The organism is Streptomyces melanogenes (genome assembly GCF_014649795.1).
GTDB lineage: Bacteria > Actinomycetota > Actinomycetes > Streptomycetales > Streptomycetaceae > Streptomyces > Streptomyces noboritoensis.
In genome coordinates this window covers 44,794-64,310 of sequence record NZ_BMTS01000019.1, presented here as the reverse complement: position 1 = coordinate 64,310, position 19,517 = coordinate 44,794, and the positions used below count along the sequence as shown (strand labels likewise).

The following is a 19,517-nucleotide window of genomic DNA, read 5'->3' as shown; positions in this document are numbered from 1 at the left end:
CAAACGCTCCACAACGAAAGGCAAGCACATGACGCACATCGCAGCCCGCACCCGCCGTGCTGTGCTCCAGCTGACCACGCGCGTTCGAGCAAGCCTTCGCAAGGCTGCCCGCCGGCCCGACCAGGGCGACATCTCCATCACCACCGCCATCATCTGGGGCTCCGCCATCCTCGGCGCCATCCTGATCTCCGGATCCATGGCCATCGTCATCGCCAAATACAACGGCCACGTCCTCGGCCTGTGATGACTCCCTCGAGGCAACTGACCAACGGACGGCACAAGCGACGATGGCGCGATGACCACGGCGATACCGCCATTCAGATGGCGATCATCTTCCCGTTCGTGCTGCTCGCCACGGTCACCGTCATCCAGGCCTCCCTGTGGTACTACGCCCGCCAGATCGCCCTGACCGCGGCCCGTGAAGGCCTCACCACCGCCCGCGCCTACCACTCCACCCCCGCCGAGGGTGCGGCCCAGGCACGCAACGTGCTGGCGCGTACCGCCGGGGACAGCCTGCACCGCTACAGCGTCGCAGCCAGCACCGACGGGCAGCGTGTGCGGGTGCGGGTTTCGGGCACAGCCCCGTCGATCCTGCCGGGTGTGCCGGGTCTGCGGGTGACCCAGTCAGCGTCCGGGCCCCTGGAACGCTGGGTGGCAAGGCCGTGAAACAGGCGCGATGCGCAGCCCAATGGGCCCGCACACGACATGGTGACGAGGGCAGCGCCGCGATCGAGGCGACCATCATCCTCCCCGCATTGATCATGTTCGTGTGTCTGGCGCTCGCCGGCGGCCGGATCGTCACCTCCGGCGCGAAGATCGACGCGGCGGCCCAGGATGCGGCGCGCGAAGCCTCGATCCACCGCACCGCCGCAGCGGCCCTAAGTGCCGCACGGTCGGCGGCTGATGAGTCCTTGCAGGACCAGGGCATCGCGTGCGCATCGACCAGCGTCAGCATCGACACCGGCGGTCTGCGCGTGCCCGTCGGGCAGGTCGGCACCGTCACGGTCACCGTGACCTGCACGGTCCCCCTGGCCGACCTCCTGCTGCCGGGCCTGCCAGGAGCCAAAACACTCACCGCGACGGCGACCTCGGTAGTGGACCAGTACCGGCAAAGAGCCCTGGGCCTCCCCCATCCCCAAGTCACGGCTGCCGCCGAACCCACGGCTGTTTCGACACGGGGTGCCTGATGCACTTCCCTCACAGGTGCCTGCGCCGCGCACGACGGGACGACCGGGGTGGCGTCAGCGTATTCGTCGCCGTGTGCGTCACCGCGCTGATCGGCATCATCGGCGTCGCCGTTGACGGCGGCAGCACGATGCGGGCAACCGAACGCGCCGACTACCTCGCCGGCGAAGCCGCCCGGGCGGGCGGGCAAGCCCTGAGCCCCGCCGCCGCGATCAGCGGGACAGCGACCGTCGTGGAACCGCAGGCTGCACAGGCGGCAGCCCAGGCGTACCTGCGCTCCGCCGGTGCCAACGGAACGGCCACCGTGTCCGGCGACGGCAAGACGCTCACCGTCACGATCACCGCCTCCTGCCCCACGAAATTCCTCGCCGCGGTGGGCATCGGCTCTCTGCCGGTGACCGGCCACGCCACGGCCACCCTCCTGCAGGGCGTCACCGCCCCAGAAGGGCCAGGGCACTGATGCGCACCACCAGCTCCCTGCACGCCGCATCCCCGGGCCGCACGCTGGTGCGGGTCCTCACGGCCGTGCTGGGTCTGCTGGCCCTAGTGACCACGGTCATCGGGCTGCCGCTGTTGCTGGCGTGGGCCACCCCGGCCATCTGGGCTGCCACCCACGACGACGTCGTACACCTGCTGGACCGACAGGACACCGGCGCGGTGTTCCTGCTGCTGCTCGTCACGGCCGGCTGGGCCGGGTGGGGGCAGTTCACGTTCTGCGCCGTACGCGAACTCATCGCCCAGGTGCGGGGCCGTGCCTGGCATGTCCCGCGCGGAATGGGTGCCTCGCAGCGCGCCGCAGCCCTGCTGATCGGCAGCATCGTGGCGCTCCTGCCCACCAGCGCGGCCCTCGCCTCCACCCCACCCACCGGGCAGACCGCCACGGCGGCCCGCCTGCCCGGGCAGACCCCGGCACCGCAGGCCACTCAGACCGAAGACGGCACGACGCCCGAAGCGGCCACGGCGGCAGCCAGCACGACGTACACCGTGCGACAGACGCGGCCCGCGCAGAGCCTGTGGGGCATCGCCGAGCAGCAGTTGGGCGACGGCGAGCGGTGGCGGGAGATCGCCGAGCTCAACGAGGGGCGCACCATGGCCGACGGCACACCATTCCGGGCGAACCGCTTCCTCCAGCCCGGCTGGCAGCTACGGATGCCCGGGACCGGCAAAGCGGCGGAGGGCGCCCGTACGCAGCGGGGGGACAGCACCCCTGCTCAGGTGCGGGGCGAGCGCGCGGTCACGGTCCACCCGGGCGACTCCCTGTCGAGGATCGCGGCAGAGGAACTCGGCGACGGGAACCAGTGGTCCCGCCTGTTCGAAGTCAGCCGGGGTACACCCCAGCCGCATGGCCTGCCCGCGATTACCAACCCGGACGTCATCTACCCGGGTCAGCAGGTGACCGTGCCCGGCACCCAGCAGCCCCGACATTCTCAGGGCCACACCCGAGGTGACGACACCGGTCATCGGCAGACCGCTCCCCCAGCCACCCAGAATCCCGAGGCTGCGCAGAAGCCGGCCCAGAGCCCAGGCGACGGGGCCGGCCGTGCGCCGAGCCAGACCGACGCGCCTGCTCCCCACGCGTCGTCCGCCAGCCCGCCGTCCCAGCGCCCGGCACAGCCCGGGCGGGAGCAGGCATCGCCGTCCACCAGCACCCCCACCGCACCCCGGGCCCGTACAACGTCCCCGACCACTGCGCCGCTGCCGCCAGCTCAATCGTCCAGCACCCCTACCTCCCCGCCCACCGCGCAGGGCCAGGCCACCCCGGCGACGGCTCCCGCCAGCAGCCCGCTGAACCAACGCACCGTGCTCGGCGCCGGCGCACTGCTCGCGGCTGCTGTCACCAGCGCGCTCGCCCTGCGCCGCACCCTGCAGCGCCGCCGCCGCAAACCCGGCGAGACAATCGCCATCGCGCCACAGACATCCACTGCCGAGGCCCAGTTGGCGGCAGCCGCCGACAAAGACGACGCACCCCGCCTGGACGCGGCACTGCGCACCCTCGCCCACCACCTAGCCCAGCGGGACGACGACACCACGCTGCTGCCACCGCTGCGGGCCGCCCGGATCGGAACCCGGACCATCGAGGTACTGCCCGAGGACCAGGCCCAGGAACCAGTAGCACCCTTCACCGCCGGACAGGGCGGCTGGTGGGTCCTGCCCGCTGACGCCACCCTCCTGGACGAAGAGGCCGCCCAGGACATACCGCCGCCCTATCCCACACTGGTCACCATCGGCAGCACCACAGCGGGCGACCTGCTGCTCCTCAACCTCGCACAGCTGCCCGCCCTCCTGCTGGACGGCACCCCACTCCACATCACCGAGGTCTGTACCTCCCTCGCCCTCGAACTCGCCATGAGCCCGTGGGCCGCAGGCGCCGAGATTGTCACCGTCGGATTCGGTGAGGAATTGCCACAGCTGCTGCCCACCGCGCGGATCACCCACCTGCGCCAAGCCACCCATGCACTGCGCGACCTGAGCGAACGACTGCTGGAGACACACCAGATACCGGACACAGCGCATCATCCCTATGTGCTTCTGTGCGCATCCGCGCTGGGCCCGGACATCTCCTGGCAGTTCGCTGACCTCCTCGACACAGCCAGATCCCTCCCCGTCACACTGATCGCCCCGGCGAACACGGCGTGCGGCCACTTCCCCCAGGCGGAAACCCTCAACGCTTCCCTCAACGCCCCCCAGACCCTGGACTGCACCGGCACGACGATCACCGTGCAGCGCCTGGAACACGCCGCCTACCAGCAGATCGCCAACGCCCTCAAAGCCTCCGGACAGCCACCTCAACCGGCCGCAGGAGCCTGGAAGGACGTCCCGGACGAGCCCGGCGCCATCCAGCAGACCAACCCGACACCAACCCAGGAACTCCCTGTGCCCGAAGCCACCACTTCCCCAGGTCCGAAGCCGACAGTGACCACAGAGGCCACAGACGAGGTGTTCCCGGCCCTGCTCGCCGCCACCACCAATCCCTCCGGGATCCGCCTCCAGACCGTCCCCAGGGCATCGCAGCCACGCGAAGCCGAAGCCGAACCGAGCGCCCAAGCAGCAGCTCCCCGGACCCCCGTCTCCCCGACGCCCATTTCCGCCCTCACCAACCCGCGGGCGGCACGAGGCGACACTCCCGCAGCCTCCGGCGTGCAAGGGGGACCTCCCACGGTGGCTGACCGCACCGCACCCGACCTGCACGCCCCCGAGATCCGCGTCCTCGGCCCGGTGGACGTGACGGGCGTGGACAACACCGGCCACGGCCCGAAGTTGCAGCAACTCGCCGCACTTCTCTACTTCCGGCCCGGGCGCAGCGCCGAAGTCCTGTGTGCCGACATGGACCCCAGCCATCCGTGGACGACGCGCACCCTCAACACACGGATCCAGGGCCTGCGCAGCTGCCTGGGCAGCGACCCCTCCGGCACCCTCTACGTCCCCCGACGCAAGACCCGCGAAGACCCCTACCAACTCGCCCCAAGCGTGCGCTGCGACTGGAGCCACTTCCTGCGCCTCTCCGAACGCGCACTGCCGATGGGACCGGCAGGCCTCGCCGACCTGGAAGCGGCACTGGCACTGGTACGAGGCACGCCGTTCGGCGGCCAGCCGCCGCCGTGGGCCGAGCCCTTGCAGCAGGAGATGCTTACCCGGATCATCGACGTCGCCCACACCGTGACCACCCACCGCACCCCCCAAGGCCCACACCACGACCTGACCGCCGCACGCCACGCCATCGTGACCGGCCTCGGCGTCGATGAATCGGCCGAGGTTCTGTACCGGGCCTGGATCCGGCTGGAAGCAGCGTGTGGGAACCGCTCGGGACTGCATACCGCCATCACCCGCGTCCAACACGTCAACCAGACACTCGGCTGCTCCCTGGAGACCGAGACGGAACAACTCATCGACGAACTCCTCAACGCCCGCAAGGCCTAAGTGCCGTCTGAAGACTGTCCTGTATAAGCGCGTGAGCTGGGGCTTTGTCTGACGGTACGGTCGCTGGGTGGAGTCGAAGCGGTGGAACGAGTGCCCGTTGCACGGGGCCGGCATGCTTCCTGATTACCTGGTCGGGCGACGCCTTAAACGAGTGCTGGCATCGTGGCACCTGTACGGCACGGAGCCGCGGTCCGGACCGCTGGATGTGTGGCTGATCGACGGCGAGGAGACCGCCACCCACGTCACGACCGGGTCGGAATGGTGCCTGATCGTACAGACATGGCTCCCTTTCGAGGGATACGCGATGGCGGAGCCGGGCCGCATCCAGGTGGCGCCAGCTGACGGCGAGACCCCTTTCGCGGACCACCTCGGCGCAACGGTCCTGGCGGTACGCGAAGAAACGGACCCGGATCTCGGACGGATCGCACTGGAGATCACTTTCGGCTCCGGCCGTGTCCGGTGCGACACCTGGTCCGGGGATCTGCGCCTGTCCAGCGAGTGATCAGCACGCCGGTACCGGCGGGAACCGTGTGAGGTATCGCCGTGTCTGGTGTGATCACGGCGTTGGCACCGTCCTGGACTGTCCCGTTCACCAGGCCCCGAGCCCGCGCCAGTGCGGCAAGCTGATCACGATGCTGCCACGTGAAGGGGCAGACGCGGTCCGCCGAGGCCAGCCGTGGAAGCAGGGGGCTGGAGGACCGGGCGCTGCTGGTCTGCGGTGTACTGGCGCACCAACGTGACGCTGCGCGAGCTCATCCTGTCCAAGTCCGCGGCCGACCGCATCAAGTCGTCCAGCAGACAGCGTTTCGCACCGGCAACGTTCTGGTGCTCGTCTCCGACTCGCCGGGACTCATAGAGGCCCATCTGGGCAAGGCGCTCCCCAAGGTGACCGAGGTAAACCCCCGACCCCACGGTCGCGCCGGCAGCCCCGCCACCACCGTGCAGCGAACCACGTACTCGCCGCGCCCTGGGCCGCGCCGGCTCACATCCCGCGTGGAGACCGTGTGAAGAAAATGATCATGACGGGCAGCCAGCGCTTAACCTCGCCAAATGAAACTTTTGTTCGGACGAAGAAGCCGCCTCGCCCAGCTGACACTCGGGGCGACCGTAGCCGCCTCCTTCCTGCTCCCCGTCCAGCCCGCCCAGGCCGCCTCCGGCCTGGACCCGTTCGCCGCGAACTTCACCCTCACGCGCGTAGACGGGGACAAGACCACCCTCATCGACTCGGCCGAGACCTCCGGTGTCACCAAGGCGTCCGTCACCGACGTCCTGGGCACCCGCACGGGACGCCCGGGCCTCTGCCACGCCACCGGCCTCAACGCCGCCCTCAAACCCGACGGCTACTGCTGGGATGACGAGGACGACAGGTCCAACTACGCCGATGGTGCGGGCGGTTGGATGCCACAGGGCTTCGCCGGCTCGCATGCCGCCACCCCTGACGGGCTCTACCAGGGGCGTTCCCTGACCGCCACCTCCTGGTACCACGGCACGTATGTCAGCGGCCGCACTCCGCCGACCATCGAGGACTATGCGAGGGTCTCGATCGCGGAGTCGGCCGGCGGCCAGGTCAAGTACGGCCACATCGCACTCGTGGAACCGATCAGCGGCAACTTCAAGTCGCTCCAGTACCCCTCGCACTCGGACGGCGTCGCCTGGTACGGCAACCGGCTGTTCGTCGCCAACGGCGCGGAACTGCAGGTCTTCGACCTGACGCGCATGTGGCGCATGACCGACACCACGAGCGCCTCCACCGGTCTGGCCGCGGGCAAGACCTCCGCCCGCTACCACCTCTGGGCGATGCCGCTCGTCGCGCGTTACAGCACCGTCAGCAGCGCCCAGGTCGACAAGCTCTCCACGGCGTACGTCAACAACAGCCCCCGCGCCTGCGGCCCGTCCGTCGTCGGAAGCGAGCTGTGCCTGAGCAGCCTGAGCATCGACAGTTCCGGTACGACGCCGGTCCTGGTCTCGGCGGAGAACCGGAACGGCGCGGGTGCGCGCATCGTCCGCTGGCCCCTGTCGGCCCTCGGGACCGGCCTGCCCACCAAGGTGGCCTCGGAGACCACGGGCTACACCTCTCCCGTGTGGGGAATCCAGGGCACGGCCACCGACGGCACCACCTACTACATGAGCGGCACCTGCCCGACGTACTGGCCGGGCGGCACCGAGCTCTACTCCTGCATCCACGTGGCCAAGCCCGGTGAAGCGCCGCACGTCCTCACCCAGGCGCCCCAGCTGACCCAGGGACTGTCGTGGGACCCCCATGCCAAGCGGCTCTGGGGCGCCAACGAGGCACTGGTGGACTCCAGCGGACCGCGCCGGGTCGTCTTCAACGTCGACCCCGAAGCCGGTAAGCCCGTCGACGGCTGGAGCTGGCTCACCAACTTCCACCAGGCGGGTTCCGTCTGCGCGACCCCCCAGGGCAACGCCACCGCCAACGGCACCCCCATCACCGTGTGGACCTGCACGGGCTCGGACAGCCAGCGATGGAAGTATGAGAACGGTCTGATCGTCCACAAGGCGAGCGGCAAGTGCATCACGCCCGAGGCCAACGGCGCCAACACCAACGGCGCGCTGCTGACCCTGTGGACCTGCAACCCCGCCAGCGACGTCCAGAGGTTCTCCCCGGCCGCGGACGGCGTCGCCGTCAACGCCTACGGCAAGGCCATCACGCCCAAGGGCAACTCCCTAGGCAACGGCGTCTGGCTGACCCTGTGGACCCAGGGCAGCCCCACGCCCGACGTCCAGGACTGGGTGATCAAGGGCTTCTAGCCCCACCCCGTGCGGCTCCCGTTCCGCGATGTACCGGCGCGGACGCGGACCCCGTACGAGCACGGCCGTACGGCCCGAGGGAGGCGCCCCGCGAGTACGGGGGCGCCTCCCTCCTCACGGATCGGCCCCGGAGTCCTAGCCCGGACACCAGGGAGCAAGTAACCCGCCAGTAGGTTTCGACCCTGGCCCTTCGATCCGAAGGCGCTGGTGACCGGCGGAACGGCGAAGGCCTTCGACATGTCGCAGGTCGGAAGCCCCTTGATTTTGAAGCCCGGATGGCTTGCTACGGGGTCTCGGTCCCGAGGGTGCTGACGCGGTTCGCGTACTCGCGGCGGGCCTTGCGCTGGGCGGGGATCGCTGCGGGGGCGTCGAGCGGCTGGCAGCGGCCGAGGAGTTGACGGTGGACCGAGGGCACCGCGGGGACGCGGAGGGTGTAGCCCTGGCCGCGCCGTACGGTCACGCCCTGGTCGAGCGCGGCCTGCTCGGCGGGCTCCAGGTCGGCCGCGCGGAGGAAGTCGGCGACCTTGCCCGGCATGTCGAGGGTGACCGGCAACTCCGGGGCCGGGGCGTCCTGGTGGTCGGTGGTGTGCTCGGGCATGAGGTCGGCGACGGCCGTGCGGATGGCACCCCGGCTGACGTGGTGGTCGCGGGCCAGACCGGCGATGGACCGGCCGCCCAGGTACCCGGCGCGCACGGCGGCGGCCTACGCGGCCGTGACGGCCGGGCGGCGTCCGCCCTTGTTACCCTTGGCCTCGGCGGCGCGCAGTCCGTCGTAGGTCAGTTCACGCTGGAGGTCGCGCTGGAGTTCGCCGGCGGCGGCGAGGGTCTGCACCATGAACTTCACGGTGGACAGCAGCTCGCCGGTGCGCGGGTGGCGGGCGGTGAGGTCCATGGCGGAGAACGCGCCGTCGTGGATGCGCAGGGCGAGGCGGTCGCGGTGGAGGACGTCGAGGAGGTCGAGAATGTGCCCGGTGCCGCGCACCAGGCGGAACATCTCGGAGATGTGCACGGTGTCGCCCGGCCGCGCGTACATCAGCAGCTCGCTGAACTTCGGCCGCTCAAGCGGGTGGAGGCGGCTGGAGGTGCCCGGCTCCTCCTCGAAGACGACCGGGTCCTCGATCCCGGCCTCGTCCAGGACGAGGTTCTGACGGTCGGTCGACTGCTGGTCGGTCGAGACCCGCTTGTAGACCAGGTTCGCCACCGAGTGCCCCTTCCTTGCGGAGGAATGGACCCTATCTGTCGTCAAACCCTGTCAGCAATCACCATCGGATCTGATTGGATTCGGGCCGCCGCGAGCCCTTGGATTGCACGGGTTCATTGGACGCGCACGCAGCCTGTCGTCATTCGAACGTTTGCCGACGCCTACGGAACGCCGCCCGGGCCGAGTAGCTCAGCGGGTTGAGCGCCGCTACCTGCGTGGCGGAGGTCGCGGGTTCGAATCCCGCCTCACGATCGCCGGACCGATCTTGATTTCGGGCATATCTTCATTTCGGCGAATCGTCAGGTCTTGCGCACGGCGCCGGTGAAGCCGGCGATGAACAGGGTGGCCGACGCCCACGCGGCCAGCTGCAGCAGCCAGCCCGCGACGGTGAGGGTCTGCCCTGCATGGGTGCCGGTGGGGGCACACAGGTCAGCCGCCCCCGTCTTGACCGCTGGCAGACCCAGATCCATACCCACGCCGACCCGCTCCACGACGCTGCAGGGCGTCGTGGGTGTGCTCGCGCGGGCGGTGTGCTCCAGGCCGCCGCCCGGCCCGCCGAGGACGACCGCCAGCGCGACCGAGCTGGCGACGACGGCGAACAGCAGCAGCAGCGCTCGCCAGGGTTGATAACCGAAGCCGAGGGCCAGCCCGGTGAATCGGGCCCAGGCCCGGTCACGCCAGCGAAGCCCGCCGCGGTCGATCTGGTCCCGCCGCTGCGCCATGAGAATGTCCCGCACCTCGCTGTCGTGACCGGCCGCCCGGTGGACGGCGGCCAACTGCTGGTACGGCTGAGCGGAGTAGCCGGGCGTGTGGTCACGCAACAGCTCCAGCCACCTGGACAACCCGACCGGCGCCGGCAGGTCCCCGTAGGTCAGCCCGTCGATGCCGACCAGGGCCCCCGTGGCCTGACCCGACCGAGTCACCCCGCTGGTGTCCAACCACAGCGAACCGACCGACACGCCGTTCAAGGCGAGCACGGAGTGTCCGGCGCCGGTTGCCCGGAACCCGGCACGGAGGAACACGGCTCGGTCGACCCGCAGACCGTCGGCGTGCAGGGCCGGTCCGGACATGTTCTCTAACCGCGCCTCGTCGCAATCCAGCAGACCGAGGTGGGCATCGACCAGCTGGACCGAGCCGGTTGCCCGGAACCCGGCCCGGAGGAACACGGCTCGGTCGACCCGCAGACCGTCGGCGTGCAGGGCGGGACCGGAGGTGTTCGCCAACCGCGCACCGTCGCATGCCAGCCGACCGAGATGGGCGTAGGCGAACCGGACCGTGCCTTGTTCGCCGACGCCGGTGGCCTGGAACCCGTCGCGGAGGAACACGCTGTGATCGACCCGCAGAAACTCGGCGTGCAGGGCAGGACCGGACGTGTTCGCCAGCCGCGCACCGTCGCAATCCAGCAGACCGAGGTGGGCGCCGAGGAACCGGACCGCGCCGGAAGGTGTGTCGGCGTTGGCAACCGCTCCGCGCATCGTCATCGCCGGCGCGGTGAAGCGTGCGGCGTCAACCGGTGGGTCGTGCGAATCCGCGGGGTGCCCGAAACAGGAACCGTCCAGCACGAGGCCGGTCAGCTGGCTGTCGCACAGGTTCAGACCGTCGGGGACGAAGCAGTCGACCAGCTCGACCCGCAGATCGCTGGTGATGTTCGCCAGGTCGACGCGGCCGGTGATGCGCGCCCCGCGCAGCCGCAGCCCGTGCGGGTCCGCCTCGATGTCCCGGCGGCGGCGGACCAGGTCACGGATCAGCGCCGCCGGGACGGTGTGAGTGCTGTCCCAGGACCGCATCGCGGCCTCGTCGACCGGCCCGTCACCGGCCAGGTCCAGCATCTCGCCGTCGCGGACCGCGTCGAGCAGGCTCTGCTCCAACCAATCGGCTGCCATCCGAGCATGCTGGCCTGCCCCACCGCACGACGGCAAGCACGCCGACACGAGGCGCCGTTGAGCCCGCTGGTCGTCTTCAGGAGGGAAGAAATACGCCGGAAACGTGCCGTAGGCTGGCGGAGTCCCCAGATTGAGACTGAGCCTCCTGCGTCGGGCACGAGCAGACCCCGATCGAGAAGGGCCCCTTGCGTCTACGCCGGGCCGCTTGGGGAATGCTCCTCAAGCGGCCCGAAGCCCTCAGGCACAGTGATCCCGAACCGCTGGCACAGCAAGGGCACGTCGTGGCGATCGACATCACGAGCCGGATAGCCGGTATGCCAGCGCACCGCCCACTCGGCCGACTCGCACCGAACCGCAGTCCCGGCAATCGAACCACGTCCGGCGAGTGCTTCAGCCGGAAAAGGACCGCCCTCCACCACGGATCCGTAGTGCAGTGATCCGTCCGCGAGCGGCTCGTAGAGGTGCAAGTCGACCCGCAACCGAACGCCGTCGTGCAAGACGAAGTTCCACGGCCTGTCACCAGGCCACGGGAAGATCCGGTCGACACCAGCCTCAGCAAACGCGACGAACAACTGCTCAAGATGTGCGGCCGGCGCCCATACATCAAGGTCGGAATGTTCTCGCGTCTGCTCCCCAAGCAGCGCATCCACGCCCCACCCGCCCCCAATACACGCATGTACGCCGTGAGCGTCGAGCCGCTCCACAAGCGCGACTACATCCTTGGCTGACATCGAATAGTTGCTCACCGCATCAGGGTAGAGGCCAGCCCGACCCCACATCTGGCGATTACTACGGGCTTCACTGGACCCGGGATAACCGGTCCCCCTTGCCCAGGTCCAGACCACCCACGGCCCGGACATCGGCACCCCTGTCTGCCTTGCCTGTCGGTAAACCATCGAATGACGACAGGCGGGCGGCTGGAGCAAGTGAAGCGAATGGTTGGCGCTTGAGAGTTCGAGCTGCTCAATCCCATGAGGTTCATGGGTGTCGGGCGAGCCATTCCTGCAACTCGCGGTGACGGAACTGATATGTGCTCCCGGATGTACGCAATAGTCCAGCGTCGCAGGACCAGGCGAGAAAGGCTCCCAGCCGCCAGGGCAGCCGTGCCCGTGCACACAGCAGAAGGGCCAGATAGCGGCGACCTGCGCGGATTCGCATCGCGCCAATCAACAACGCTAGTACCAGTCCGTACGTCACTCCCGTCTCAAGACTAGACCAGAGCCCTTCCGGCCCTGCAAGGCCCTCCGGGAGTCCGAGCAAGAGGCTGAGCGTCGCCCCGTAGGCGAAAGCGGAAGCTGTTCCGGCCAGTGTGTCACCGCGCAACGGGCCCCATGGGTCTGCGGCATCTTGTGTCGTGCCGCCTCTCGGGGAGGCCGAGATACCTGCCACAACACCGAATGGGAGACCGCAGAACGCCCCAAGCACGAGACCGTCTCCGATGAGGGAGAGACCAAAGGGCCCATAGAACGAAAGGTCGGGGTCGATTACCGGCACAAGCCAGAGGGTGCAGGCGCATAGAGCCCACACCGTGAGCCCGGCTGCCGCGCCGACTCTCCATCGACGACGAACCAGGCGACGCCTGGCTGACGTCCCCCGCCGCGGCCAGCGCGCGCTGGAGGGCGGCGGTGTGTGGCGGGTTCCGGCTCTGTATGCGAGGGCCAGCATGACACCGCAGATTCCGACAGCTGTGACGTTCTTTCCGGTAGCGGTGGTGACCTGCGGTACCTGCGCGTAGAAGAGGGCTGCACCCGGCAAGAAGATCAGAAGAGACAAGAGCACATCGACTGCTCGCACACGCCTTTGGCCAGCCAGCCTCCACAGCCGGTGAAGAACGAGTTCACTGGCCGGGCCGACAGCACCACGCGTCTCGGGAGCGGAGTCTGCGCCGGCTTCCAGGTAGGTCGCCATGCAGGCGAGCCAGTCGTGAACCTGGGCCGAGGTGTAAGGCACACCGGTGCCGGAGTGAACGCCGGTGACGGCGGGAATGTAGCGAGCGAGCAGGTATTCCTCCAGTTCGGCTGGGGAGGTGTGTGCCAGCAGCTCGGAAGGATCTCCGGATTCTGCGTAGACGGTGGCGGCGAGCGTCAGCCGCCACGGCGTCGACAGAACGCGTGCGAGGATCCCGGCCGGTTGACTTCGCAAGGTCTCCAGCACTGGGTCCCAGCGCTCTGGGCGATAGACCCGACGCGCAGTCAGGTATGTGTGTGCCTGTGGTGCGGTCACGGGAAAGAGTTCGATGTAGGCCGTATCCGGCACGTGGTGTCCGGCTGCGGCCAGGGCGTCGTACTGGGCCGTGCGGCACGTGAGCACGAAGGGAGCGCCATCAACGCCGTTCTGGTAGGCGTCCAGAGCTTTGAGCGCGGCCTTGGCTCTTGAGTCACGTACGGCGGTGGCAGGTGCGTCCATCTCGTCCAGTCCGTCCAGGACAGGCAAGATACGACCCCGCTCCACGAGATCCTTGGCCACTTGAGGAGCGCGGTCGAAGTCCTGGACCAGTCGGCTGACGAGCCACGTCTTCAGGGGCACGGCGGGATCCCAGCTGGCCAGGCCCATGCGCACCGGCACCGGTTCGTCGGCGGTTCGTTCCTCGACGATCGCCAGCATCAGTTTGGTCGCCAGTACGGTCTTGCCAGCCCCAGGGCCTCCGGTGATGACGAGTCTGCGCGGGCGGGTGGCCCGAAAGTCATCGATCACGCGCTGCAAGGATCCGGCAGGTGCGTGCGGCACGACTGCCGAACGGCCCGGAGTTGGACAGAAGTCGAATCTGACGTCGATGGGCACCCGGTCTCCACCGAGCAGTTGACGCCAGTGCGCCCCTTCGGCGTTCTTGACCCAGCCAGCCAGGCGATCGGCTGCGGTCGTCAGATCCGTCTCGGGCCGACGGCGCAGTGCGATCAGCGCTGGCATCAGGCTCATGGCTCCGACCAGCAGTCCGATCACACTGGCGGTGTCCTGGGGTGCCAAGCCGCCACGTACCAGTGATCGCCCTACCCATGCCGCACATAGCGTCACCGTTAGCCCTGCCGCGATCAGCACTGCTCGCCATGTGCACCGGTGACGGCGGCCTCCCGCTTCCATGAGGGCACTCTTCTCAGCTGCGAGCGATGAACTGACGGGGAGGAAGGCTCCCCAGGTCAAGCCGCTTGTCCATGTCGAGACGGAAGGTGCCGTACGGGTTGACGTTCGACCAGAAGAGCGCGGTCAGCCCGCGCCGGTCCTCGTCCGAGAGCCTCTTGGCCCAGGCCGGTTCGGCAAGAACCTGCTGAAGCAGCAGGGTGTTGATGTGGACCAGGCTGGACTGGAGCAGGTGGAGCGCGAGCATCGAGGTCTCGGCGTGCTCCTTGTCCGGGCCGGTCAGCGCGCCGTCCTTGCCGTAGTGCAGCACGGTATTCGCCGAGTTCCAGTTCTCCACGACCAGGAGGCCGCCGTGGATCTCGCGGCGCAGGGCAGGGTTGGCGAGGTAGTCGCAGGCGAAGATGGTGCGCACGGCGCGGCCGAGTTCTTCGAGCGCGGCGTAGGTGGGGTGTTTGGGGCCGCCGCGGGTGAAACGGCGCAGGACCTGTTCCGCCTCCGTGGTGCCCAGGCGCAGGGCCGTGGCGTACTTGACCATCTGGTCGTACTGCTGGGCGATCAGGTCCCACTTGATGGCCCGGGTCAGGGAGGCGCCGAGCGCCAGCCAGCCGGGCGGGCTGTCGTCCGGGCGGTACAGGCGGATGCTGCCAATGTTCTTCAGCCTCGGCAGCAGACGGAAGTTGAGCAGCTCGGTGAAGGCGAACCCGACGACCGACGCGCCGTGTGTGTCGACGTAGTTCGACTCGATCTCGGTGTCCGTGCAGTGCCGCAAAAGGCCCTCGATCATCGCCGCGACCTCGGACGACGAACAGCTCTTGAGCTGGGAGTAGATACAGACGTTCTTCCGCTCCACATGCCAGTAGATCATCACGCCGTTGCCGCCGTAGCGGGCGTGGTACTCGGTCATGAAGTTCGAGGACCAGGACCCGAACTTCTTCGAGTCCGACGCGCACGCGGTGCCGGTGCCCCACCATGCGGTGTCCCGGGCCGTGAAGGTGGCGTTCACCAGCTGCCGCACGGCGGCCCGCAGGTTGTCGACGGTGATGAAGTGCCGGCGCACGTGCCGCAGTGCTGCCTCACTCTCGCCGTGCTCGCCGGTCGCCACGATGGCCCGGATGCCCATGTTCGTTCCGAGGGCGAACAGGGCCAAGAGGAGGCGTCGTTGGAGGACGGCGCGGTCGATGCGCTCGTACGCGGCGATGGAGGCGAACTCGTCGGTGAAGCCGGTGTCGAAGTCGGCGTTCTTCAGCACGTCCAGGAGGTCGAGCACGCCCCAGCGCCGTACTACCTCGTCCTTGAGGGCCTGGAGGCCGGTGGGCTCGTCCAGCTTCTCCAGCTTCGGCACGCTGATCCACGGCTCGCCGTGCCGGGTGGTCACCTTGACCCCGCCCGACGAGCCGTCCGCGAGGGAGGCCGTGAGCCGGTCCAGGCCGTTGGTCATCCGCTGCTTGAGGTCCGTGATGAACTCCCGCGCGTCCAGCGGCTGACGGATCGCCGCGTAGTGCACGGTGCGGGTGGCCTCGAAGTCGCCGAGCAGGTCGTCCTCCAGGTTGCACCACCGCCTCCCGCCTTCGACGTAGATCTCTCGCCGCCGGATCGCATCGCGCAGAGCGACCAGGACGCACAGCTCGTACGGGATGCGTTCGACCGTGCCCTTGTCGTCGACGACGGCCTCGCGCCAGTCCTTGCGGACGACGCCGTCCATCGGGACCGCGTCGCCGGCGTCGTAGAAGCGGGTCTTGCCGTCGACGTCGGCGTACTTCTCCAGCAGCGCGAGCGCGTCCATTACCGGCCGGTAGGCGGTGTTGTTGCACTTGAAGCCCAGCGTCCGCAGCAGGGGAGGCAGCATCTGCCGGTAGTACGAGCTGTACGACGAGCGCAGCGTGGTGCGGACCTTGGCCTTGAAGACCTTCTCGTTCGCCTCCGCCTCGGCCAGCAGGTCGCGCAGCGTCTTCTCCCCGACCACCGGGTACAGGGCTGTACGTACGGTCTTGTCGGGCTGGCCGATCGCCGCGTCGGCGAGCTTGAAAAGGATGCCCTCCTTGCCGCGGACCTTCTTCAGCTCGGCCGTCAGCTGCCTCTCGACCCGCCGCTCGGCACGGGCGTTGATCTTCTGCACCAGGGCGATCAGCAGGTCCCCCAGGGCGTCAGTGATCTCCGCCTGCCGGGAGGAACACAGCGCCGCGAGCAGCGTGATCCGTACGTCCTCGGCGGTGTCGCGGAAGTCCGAGGGGTACATCTTGATCGCCCGTGCCCGCCACGCGGCCAGCAGTTTCTCCGAGCAGTCCGCGAACAGCCCCTCGGGCAGCCCGAGTCGGCGCACGTCGTTCAGCTTGGTGACCTCGGTCAGCAGGGAGTCCAGGCCGACCGCGCCCGGGTCCCGCTTGAGCAGCGCCAGCAGCGCGGCACCGTCCTCGTTGCCCTCCGCGACCAGCGCCAGCAGCCGGGCCACCCCGACCTCACCCAGGCGCTCGATGGCCCGCGCACAGAACACCCGCTCCCACCGGTTGCGGGCCGCGACCAGCACCTTCTCAATCCGGGTCCGGCCCGGTGGCTCGATACTGCGCGCCCGGCACTCGACCAGCAGGGCCTCGCGCTGCCGGTCCTCCACCAGCTCGACCGGGCACACCTCCGCGGCCAGCCACGTGGTGAGCTGTTCCTCGTCCTCCAACGTCGACGGCCTAAACCCCAGGGCCTCGCGGATCTGCTTCCGGTGACGCTTCGCGCCCGCCAGGTCGTACTTCGCGAGCTCCGCCGCCGGCACCTTCATCAGACCGGCGACGTACTCCACGGCGGGCTGCGGGAACTCCTCGATGAACTCCGGGAACCGGGCCTCGATCTCGAAGAACTTCAGCATCAGGCAGAAGCCGAGCCGCGTCACCCCAGTCTTGTTGGCCACGAGCTTCCAGTCGCCTTCCACCAGCGTCCAGCTCGCCAACAGCTCTTCCGGCGACCACTCCTGTCGCACACCCGCCCCTTGTCGTCGACCCTCCGGGCATTCACCCGGACAGCCCAACGAGGCGCCCCGGCACCGGGAAACGGCACAGAAGCGAACCCCGGAACCTACTGGCGGGTTACTTGTTCCCTGGTGTCCGGGCTAGGACTCCAGGGCCGGATCAGGGTGCCGAGCGGGCCGAGGCCCAGATTGAGGTCTTCCAGCGCGTAGCGGGCCGCCGGATTCAGCGAAGAGAGCGGGGAGCGGATGGCGTTGGGCAGGCCGCAGGCGAACGGCGATGGTGGGGCGGTGACGAGGTCCATGGGCGCTGGTTGCGGCTCTTGAATCGCTGCACTGGCGAGCCCGGTTATCGGGACGAATGGTTTGACGAGCAGCGTCTCGAGGGATGTCGCACAGCCGTGCACTCAAGGAGCAGAAGCGCTGCTCAAGGCAGAACGGCCGAGCGGGACTGATCCGCAAGGGCCCATCTGGCGCCCGCCCCCGATGGACGCGACGGCGCAGCAGGTGGCGTGCGACACATGGGCCAAGCATCGCAGGGCACCGGAGCAGGAGCTGTGGTGCAGGACGCACACCGGATGGTACGGCGCAGGGCACTGAGCAACGACGGAACGCGCTCTCTTGTGCACACCCGCACATCGACCCTCTCCGAAGGTGCACAGGTGCAATATCCCGAGGACGGTCCGGGTGCTTAGGTTTGCTGTGCACGACAGGCCGCCGCCCTGCATGGAGGGGGTGCGCAGTCGCATCGGTGGCGCCCGCCCGGGGCTGACGGCCCGATCCCGGCCGCAGGCGTGAGCTCCCGACGCCAGCAAAGGACAGTTCAACGGGGTCACCAGCCTCCCTTCGGCCCACAGCCCAAGCCCTGCCGGACCGTCTGGTTTGGCAGTTTCGGCGCGCGAGGCTGCAACCCCCAGATGCGGGGGCGAGAGATGACAACAGACGTCCGGTTACCGTCGGCTTCGCGCACCGCTGCCGGCCAACATGCACGCACCAGGCCGGCGAGCCTGCTCGACGGCCTGGGCGCATTGTCCCCGCGCATACACCAGCTCCTGACCGACGGTGACCGGCACGGCGCCTACACCCACGCTTCCCTGCAACGCGGCGGCCACAACAGCGCGGCCTCCGACCACGCCTGGGCGGTCACCCGTGCCGTGGCCGCGGGTGCGGTGCAGGCGGGCTGGAGCCGCGCCGCGTTCGTCCAAGTCCTCCTGGACGGCCCCTACCCGGCCGGACGCCCCGCCCGCGCCCTCCAGCACCGGCGTGGTTACGACCATGCTGTCGCCTGGCTGCACCGGGCCTTCGACGGCGCCCAACAGCACCTCCAGACCCGTGACCCGTTGTGCGGCCGGCAGGACTTCCACGCCGCCCTCGCCGCCTACCGCACCCGCATCGAACGCACACCCTGGCCGGGCACCGCCGCCAAAACCGACCTGCGCAACCTGATCGCCCGCCTCGACATCTGCACCCGTACAGGCGGCTGGGACCACACCGTCTCCGAACGCGACCTCGCCGAACGCATGGGATGCGCCCGCACCACCACCCACCGCTCCAACCAACGCCTCCTCCATGCACGGCTGCTGCGCCAGCTCGACCACGGCACCCCCACCCAAGGCGCCCGCTGGATGCTCCTCGCCCCCACCGGCACCGGCCCCCTCAACCTGTCGCACCACGCATCCACCCCCCAACGGCCGCAGGCTGGGGGGGCCATGAGTGGACCCACCATGAGACACACCCACCACCACAGACACCACCACAGCGACCATGACGCCGACCTCGACTCACGCGCTGCCACACGATTAATGAGCCTGGACGCCTTCGCCCACCGCGGACTCAGCTCCAGCGGACTCGCCATCCTCGCAGCACTCGCCGAACACGACGGCCAGACCCTGACCGACCTCCAAGCCAGCGCCTCCATCTCCCGCGCCACCACCTACCGCCAACTCACCGCACTCACCCACCTCGGCCTCATCCAACGCGAAGGCGAACTCCTGCACCTGGCTCCCGCAGCCCTGGACGGCACCGGCCAGCGCGGCCCCTCCTGCGAACAGCCCGCCGCAGGCTGGACCGACGTCGCGAAGCGGCTGGGCGTACACGGCACCGCCCACCGCCGACGGCGACACCACCATGCTGAACGCGCCCGATGGCACAGCCAACAAGCCCGACTCACAGACCGGCCCAGACGGACACCGCCAGTACCATCGCGTACCCCACCGAGCGAAGCCATCCAGCCCCACCGCCAAGGCACCTACGAGACCTTCCTCCACCGAACGCCCGGGTAGAGAGGGCTGGAGCAGAACTGAGTCACCCCCGCTTGCTCACCGGGACTCGGTTCACCCCAGCCCGCGCGGGGACCCCTGCCACTCAGGGGGTGGGGTTCCCCATCGTCCGGGTTCACCCCCGCCTGCGCGGGGATCAGCTCCGTGCCGCCGCAGGAGCCCTGGCGAACGGCGGTTCACCCCCGCCTGCGCGGGGATCAGCCGTTGCAGGTCACCGACTGGCCGTCGCCGAACGGTTCACCCCCGCCTGCGCGGGG

15 protein-coding genes, 1 tRNA gene and 1 pseudogene are annotated in these 19,517 nt (G+C 69.1%); 10 read left to right on the top strand and 7 right to left on the bottom strand.

What is annotated here, in order from left to right:
- Positions 1 to 28 precede the first annotated feature (28 nt).
- From IE252_RS32440 to IE252_RS32405, 8 genes and pseudogenes are all read left to right on the top strand, one after another.
- Positions 29 to 244: a hypothetical protein gene (locus IE252_RS32440; RefSeq protein ID WP_190093016.1), complete on the top strand. Its 216-nt coding sequence runs from the start codon at positions 29 to 31 to the stop codon at positions 242 to 244.
- Entirely contained in the window at positions 244 to 666 is a 423-nt protein-coding gene (locus tag IE252_RS32435) for a TadE/TadG family type IV pilus assembly protein (protein WP_373298656.1), read from the top strand. The genes IE252_RS32440 and IE252_RS32435 overlap by 1 nt, the downstream gene beginning before the upstream one ends.
- On the top strand, positions 663 to 1,187 hold the full coding sequence (locus IE252_RS32430; RefSeq protein ID WP_190093014.1) for a TadE/TadG family type IV pilus assembly protein: 525 nt from the start codon (positions 663 to 665) through the stop codon (positions 1,185 to 1,187). Before IE252_RS32435 ends, IE252_RS32430 begins: the two co-directional genes overlap by 4 nt.
- Positions 1,187 to 1,645 (top strand): pilus assembly protein TadG-related protein, encoded by a 459-nt coding sequence (locus IE252_RS32425; RefSeq protein ID WP_190093013.1) that lies wholly within the window; start codon positions 1,187 to 1,189, stop codon positions 1,643 to 1,645. The genes IE252_RS32430 and IE252_RS32425 overlap by 1 nt, the downstream gene beginning before the upstream one ends.
- Positions 1,645 to 5,103: a LysM peptidoglycan-binding domain-containing protein gene (locus IE252_RS32420; RefSeq protein WP_190093012.1), complete on the top strand. Its 3,459-nt coding sequence runs from the start codon at positions 1,645 to 1,647 to the stop codon at positions 5,101 to 5,103. The genes IE252_RS32425 and IE252_RS32420 overlap by 1 nt, the downstream gene beginning before the upstream one ends.
- A gap of 67 nt (positions 5,104 to 5,170) precedes the next feature.
- Complete coding sequence (locus tag IE252_RS32415) at positions 5,171 to 5,605, top strand: hypothetical protein (RefSeq protein ID WP_190093011.1); 435 nt, start codon at positions 5,171 to 5,173, stop codon at positions 5,603 to 5,605.
- A gap of 41 nt (positions 5,606 to 5,646) precedes the next feature.
- Positions 5,647 to 5,887, top strand: a pseudogene (locus IE252_RS32410) (helix-turn-helix domain-containing protein); the annotation flags it as partial.
- 266 nt (positions 5,888 to 6,153) lie between these two features.
- Positions 6,154 to 7,872: an RICIN domain-containing protein gene (locus tag IE252_RS32405; RefSeq protein ID WP_190093010.1), complete on the top strand. Its 1,719-nt coding sequence runs from the start codon at positions 6,154 to 6,156 to the stop codon at positions 7,870 to 7,872.
- 283 nt (positions 7,873 to 8,155) lie between these two features.
- Here IE252_RS32405 and IE252_RS43485 read toward each other — a convergent pair whose 3' ends face one another.
- Both IE252_RS43485 and IE252_RS43480 read right to left on the bottom strand, forming a co-directional pair.
- Positions 8,156 to 8,566 (bottom strand): resolvase, encoded by a 411-nt coding sequence (locus tag IE252_RS43485; RefSeq protein WP_229848929.1) that lies wholly within the window; start codon positions 8,564 to 8,566, stop codon positions 8,156 to 8,158.
- Between the two features lie 9 nt (positions 8,567 to 8,575).
- Positions 8,576 to 9,073: a recombinase family protein gene (locus IE252_RS43480; RefSeq protein WP_229848928.1), complete on the bottom strand. Its 498-nt coding sequence runs from the start codon at positions 9,071 to 9,073 to the stop codon at positions 8,576 to 8,578.
- Positions 9,074 to 9,253: 180 nt separating this feature from the next.
- Here IE252_RS43480 and IE252_RS32395 point away from each other — a divergent pair.
- Positions 9,254 to 9,325, top strand: a tRNA-OTHER gene (locus IE252_RS32395).
- A 47-nt stretch (positions 9,326 to 9,372) separates the two neighbouring features.
- Here the strand turns inward: IE252_RS32395 and IE252_RS32390 are convergent.
- From IE252_RS32390 to IE252_RS32370, 5 genes are all read right to left on the bottom strand, one after another.
- The gene (locus tag IE252_RS32390; protein WP_190093009.1) at positions 9,373 to 10,956 is read right to left on the bottom strand and encodes a hypothetical protein; all 1,584 of its coding nucleotides are present in this window, start codon (positions 10,954 to 10,956) and stop codon (positions 9,373 to 9,375) included.
- A 191-nt stretch (positions 10,957 to 11,147) separates the two neighbouring features.
- Positions 11,148 to 11,702: a nucleotidyltransferase domain-containing protein gene (locus IE252_RS32385; protein WP_229848927.1), complete on the bottom strand. Its 555-nt coding sequence runs from the start codon at positions 11,700 to 11,702 to the stop codon at positions 11,148 to 11,150.
- A gap of 232 nt (positions 11,703 to 11,934) precedes the next feature.
- The gene (locus tag IE252_RS32380; protein ID WP_190093008.1) at positions 11,935 to 13,896 is read right to left on the bottom strand and encodes an NACHT domain-containing protein; all 1,962 of its coding nucleotides are present in this window, start codon (positions 13,894 to 13,896) and stop codon (positions 11,935 to 11,937) included.
- A gap of 151 nt (positions 13,897 to 14,047) precedes the next feature.
- Positions 14,048 to 16,996, bottom strand: a complete 2,949-nt coding sequence (locus IE252_RS32375) for a Tn3 family transposase (protein ID WP_190093007.1) — start codon at positions 16,994 to 16,996, stop codon at positions 14,048 to 14,050.
- Between the two features lie 95 nt (positions 16,997 to 17,091).
- A complete protein-coding gene (locus IE252_RS32370; protein WP_190093006.1) occupies positions 17,092 to 17,286 on the bottom strand; it encodes a hypothetical protein in 195 nt (64 codons plus the stop codon).
- 723 nt (positions 17,287 to 18,009) lie between these two features.
- Here IE252_RS32370 and IE252_RS32365 point away from each other — a divergent pair.
- Positions 18,010 to 19,263: a helix-turn-helix domain-containing protein gene (locus tag IE252_RS32365; protein ID WP_229848926.1), complete on the top strand. Its 1,254-nt coding sequence runs from the start codon at positions 18,010 to 18,012 to the stop codon at positions 19,261 to 19,263.
- The last annotated feature ends 254 nt before the right edge of the window (positions 19,264 to 19,517 follow it).

What these genes read in the sequence shown, in the direction of transcription:
- IE252_RS32440 (WP_190093016.1), top strand. Translation starts at nt 29, where the DNA reads ATGACGCACATCGCAGCCCGCACCCGCCGTGCTGTGCTCCAGCTGACC.
- IE252_RS32435 (WP_373298656.1), top strand. Translation starts at nt 244, where the DNA reads ATGACTCCCTCGAGGCAACTGACCAACGGACGGCACAAGCGACGATGG.
- IE252_RS32425 (WP_190093013.1), top strand. Translation starts at nt 1,187, where the DNA reads ATGCACTTCCCTCACAGGTGCCTGCGCCGCGCACGACGGGACGACCGG.
- IE252_RS32420 (WP_190093012.1), top strand. Translation starts at nt 1,645, where the DNA reads ATGCGCACCACCAGCTCCCTGCACGCCGCATCCCCGGGCCGCACGCTG.
- IE252_RS32405 (WP_190093010.1), top strand. Translation starts at nt 6,154, where the DNA reads ATGAAACTTTTGTTCGGACGAAGAAGCCGCCTCGCCCAGCTGACACTC.
- IE252_RS32390 (WP_190093009.1), bottom strand. Translation starts at nt 10,956, where the DNA reads ATGGCAGCCGATTGGTTGGAGCAGAGCCTGCTCGACGCGGTCCGCGAC.
- IE252_RS32370 (WP_190093006.1), bottom strand. Translation starts at nt 17,286, where the DNA reads ATGGACCTCGTCACCGCCCCACCATCGCCGTTCGCCTGCGGCCTGCCC.